The following is a 3,633-nucleotide window of genomic DNA, read 5'->3' on the forward strand; positions in this document are numbered from 1 at the left end:
CCCGGCTTCGGCCGGGTTTTTTATTATATAAAGTTCAGTGAGATACGTTTAGGGAGGTTACATGCCTGAATTACCAGAAGTTGAGACCAGCCGACGCGGGATCGAACCTTATCTTGTCGGCCAAACCATTCTTTACGCGGTGGTTAGAAATGCCCGTTTGCGTTGGCCGGTATCCGATGAAATTCTGGCTTTGAGCGATCAGCCGGTGCTCAGTGTTCAGCGTCGGGCCAAGTATTTACTAATAGAACTGCCAACTGGCTGGATTATCGTCCATCTGGGAATGTCAGGTAGCTTACGGATATTATCTGAAGAAACTGAAGCTGAAAAACACGACCATGTCGATTTGGTGATCAGTAATGGCAAAATATTGCGTTATACCGACCCACGGCGGTTTGGTGCCTGGTTGTGGGCAAAAGACCTTGAAACCAGCAATGTATTAGCACATTTAGGGCCAGAACCACTGAGCGACGAATTTTCTGCCCAATATCTGTTTGATAAATCACGTAATAAGCGCACCGTGATTAAACAGTGGCTGATGGATAATAAAGTGGTAGTTGGGGTTGGCAATATTTACGCCAGTGAATCCTTGTTTGCCGCGGGTCTTTTGCCTGACCGTGCTGCCGGTTCATTAACCAACGCTGAAATTGTACTGCTAGTGGCCACAATAAAAGCCGTGTTGCTGCATTCCATTGAGCAGGGGGGCACTACATTGCGCGACTTTCTACAGTCAGACGGTAAGCCTGGTTACTTTGCGCAGGAGTTGCAGGTGTACGGGCGGGCAGGCGAGCCATGTCGCCGTTGTGGGCATCTGATTGAAATTGCGAAACATGGGCAGCGCAGTACGTTTTTTTGCCGCCACTGCCAGCATTAATCGTATACCCTTCGTATTTGAAGCCGCTGGGTTGTGAGCTATGTTCGCTTACCACCTACCGGTAACGCCAATTAACTCTGGCTATATAGGGTATCGCGTAAATAAAGAGTCAGGCCAGTTTACTCATTAGCGCTTTGGTGACCGGTACCGGAAGGAACGGCGTGATATCTCCACCATGGCGCGCCACTTCCTTCACCAATGAGGAAGAGATAAACGACCATTTTTCTGATGGCATCAGGAACACACTCTCCAGTTTTGGCATCAGGTGACGGTTCATATTGGCCAGTTGCCATTCATACTCAAAGTCTGATACTGAGCGTAAGCCTCGTACCAAAATATTAGCATCGTGTTTTCTGGCGAACTCAGCCATCAGTTCACTGAATCCTAAAACCTCTACATTCTTCAAAGGTGCGGTCACTTCTTTGGCCAATGCCACGCGTTCTGCCAGTGTAAACATCGGTTTTTTGCTGGAACTGTCGGCAATAGCCAGGATGACATGGCTGAACATGGCAGCGGCACGTGTCACTAAGTCCAAATGCCCATTAGTTATGGGGTCAAATGTCCCCGGATAGATGGCTTTGGTGGTCATGAGTTCTCGCTTTTCTGATATTGGTGGCTCAATGCCCACAGAGCCGCATATTTATTAAAGGTATATTGCGCGTTTACGACTGCCAGCAATAGCCCTTGTTTACCATCGAGGAAACCTGCACGTAATAACCATGTTTTACAGAAAGCCCCAAGAGTATGGCTGAGAATAGAGAAGTAGCTGCAACTCTTACCTTGCTGATGGCGCTGAGTGGCCCACGCCTTTGCATAACTCAGTTGTTTACGTTGAAAAGCAAAGAAATCACGGCAAGTTAGATGCAATAAATCACCGCTCAACGGGATAACTTTTGCTGAGCCGCTATTGAGCGATTCATGCACCAAATTATCGTTATATTGGAACTGATGATGCGGATATAACCGGGTTACTCGATCTGGATACCAGCCACTGTGGCGCATAAAACGGCCTAAAAACAGGTTCCGCCGTGCACAGCTATAAACCGCGCCTTCCTCTGGTGCGATAAGTACCGCTTCAATAGCAGCTTTAAGCTCAGGGGTTACTCGTTCATCGGCATCCAGCATCAGAATATAATCACCACTGGCATATTGTTGGGCTAATTGCCGCTGTTTACCATAACCCGGCCATTGCTCATTACAGTAGACTTTAGCGCCATATTGCTGAGCCAGCGCGATGGTTTCATCTTCACTGCCTGAATCCAATACCACTATTTCATCAGCCCAGCTCACTGATGCCAGACAATCCGCCAGCAATGAGGCTTCATTCTTGGCAATCATCACCACTGACAGGCGTTTTCTTGCACTCATTTAGTGGCTCCGTTGCGGCAGATAAGGCTCCAGCAAGTGTAATAGCCGCTGTAGTGCACCTTGGTTTTCATGCAACACATCAACTGCATGGCGACCATAATAGAGGCGGCAATCTTCATCTGTTAGCAGCACGGTGATTTCTTTTACCAGCGATAGGGTATCTGTCACGGTTATCAACCCTTCAGCCTGTTCCAGCTTGGCACAGATGTCTTTAAAGTTAAATGTATGTGGCCCCATCAACACCGGAATGGCATGGGCCGCGGCTTCCAATGGATTATGACCACCACGTTCAACCAGGCTTCCACCGACAAAGGCCAGATCGGCAATGCCATATAGCAGCATCAGTTCACCCATGGTATCGCCAATCACAACCTGTGTACTGCCAGAAGGGATTTCACCTTTGCTACGTAAGGTATAACTCAGCCCTGCTTTCTGTGTCAGTTCAACCGCTTTCGGGAAACGTTCGGGATGACGAGGTACCAAAATCAACAATAATGTCGGGAAGTGTTGCAGCAGTTGGCTGTGAGCCTCCAGCAAAATGGCTTCTTCGCCGTCATGAGTACTGGTTGCAATCCACACCGGGCGATGCGGTGCCCATTGGCGGCGTAATGTTACGGCTCTGGCTGCTAATTCAGGGGTGACGGAAATATCAAATTTCAGGCTGCCCGTTACCGTCAACTGAGAACGTCTTAGGCCCAGTTCGATGAAACGCTCGCCATCTTCTTGATTTTGTGCAGCAATCAGTGTGATGCGTTGCAGCATATTACGGATAAAACTACCGATCTTCTTATAGCCAGCGGCAGAACGGGCAGAAAGACGTGCATTGGCAATCACCAGTGGGATCTTGCGACGATGCAGCGCATTGATAAGATTCGGCCACAGTTCTGTTTCCATGATAATGACCAGCTTAGGATTGACCTGATCAAGAAAACGGTTCACCGAGCCGGGGAGGTCGTAAGGCAGATAAACGTGGTGAACATCTTTACCAAACGCAGATTGGACACGCTCAGAACCGGTAGGCGTCATGGTGGTCACGGTAATGGGCAGTGATGGGTAGCGGTGACGTAATGCCCTGACTAAAGGGATCGCGGCCAGTGTTTCACCGACTGAAACTGAATGCAGCATGATACCGCCAGCGACAACTTTACCGGCGCAAAAACCATAGCGTTCCCCCCAACGCTTGCGATAAGCGGGGGCTTTACGGCTACGTAACAGCAACCGCAGCCAAATCAAAGGTTGAATAAGGTAGAGCAGTACCTGATATAAACGCAGCAACATTCTATCAATTTCATTAATATGGATTATTAAGAATAATACCATATTTGAGCAAGAAAGGCTCTTTTCAACTGGGCCAGCCTGATAGCCGGAGTAGGGCCAGACTATTCATAAAAAAG

At 48.5% G+C, this 3,633-nt stretch carries 4 protein-coding genes; 1 reads left to right on the forward strand and 3 read right to left on the reverse strand.

Going from position 1 to position 3,633, the window contains the following annotated elements; all coding sequences use genetic code 11:
• The first annotated feature begins 61 nt into the window (after positions 1–61).
• The gene (gene mutM / locus V2A85_RS22595) at positions 62–871 is read left to right on the forward strand and encodes a bifunctional DNA-formamidopyrimidine glycosylase/DNA-(apurinic or apyrimidinic site) lyase (protein ID WP_372560143.1); all 810 of its coding nucleotides are present in this window, start codon (positions 62–64) and stop codon (positions 869–871) included.
• A 109-nt stretch (positions 872–980) separates the two neighbouring features.
• Here the strand turns inward: mutM and coaD are convergent, their stop codons facing one another.
• Genes coaD through waaA form a run of 3 tightly spaced genes read right to left on the reverse strand, consistent with a single transcriptional unit; the run spans position 981 to position 3,517 of the window.
• Positions 981–1,460, reverse strand: a complete 480-nt coding sequence (gene coaD, locus V2A85_RS22600) for a pantetheine-phosphate adenylyltransferase (protein WP_083161716.1) — start codon at positions 1,458–1,460, stop codon at positions 981–983.
• Positions 1,457–2,239: a glycosyltransferase family 2 protein gene (locus V2A85_RS22605; protein WP_372560142.1), complete on the reverse strand. Its 783-nt coding sequence runs from the start codon at positions 2,237–2,239 to the stop codon at positions 1,457–1,459. The genes coaD and V2A85_RS22605 overlap by 4 nt, the downstream gene beginning before the upstream one ends.
• Positions 2,240–3,517 (reverse strand): lipid IV(A) 3-deoxy-D-manno-octulosonic acid transferase, encoded by a 1,278-nt coding sequence (waaA, locus tag V2A85_RS22610; RefSeq protein WP_372560141.1) that lies wholly within the window; start codon positions 3,515–3,517, stop codon positions 2,240–2,242.
• Between the last annotated feature and the right edge of the window lie 116 nt (positions 3,518–3,633).

The organism is Yersinia sp. 1252 StPb PI (assembly GCF_048593885.1).
Lineage (GTDB): Bacteria > Pseudomonadota > Gammaproteobacteria > Enterobacterales > Enterobacteriaceae > Yersinia > Yersinia enterocolitica_E.

Excerpts from the sequence above, each read along its gene's own strand:
- V2A85_RS22605 (WP_372560142.1), bottom strand. The coding sequence starts at position 2,239 with ATGAGTGCAAGAAAACGCCTGTCAGTGGTGATGATTGCCAAGAATGAA.
- waaA (WP_372560141.1), bottom strand. The coding sequence starts at position 3,517 with ATGTTGCTGCGTTTATATCAGGTACTGCTCTACCTTATTCAACCTTTG.
- mutM (WP_372560143.1), top strand. The coding sequence starts at position 62 with ATGCCTGAATTACCAGAAGTTGAGACCAGCCGACGCGGGATCGAACCT.
- coaD (WP_083161716.1), bottom strand. The coding sequence starts at position 1,460 with ATGACCACCAAAGCCATCTATCCGGGGACATTTGACCCCATAACTAAT.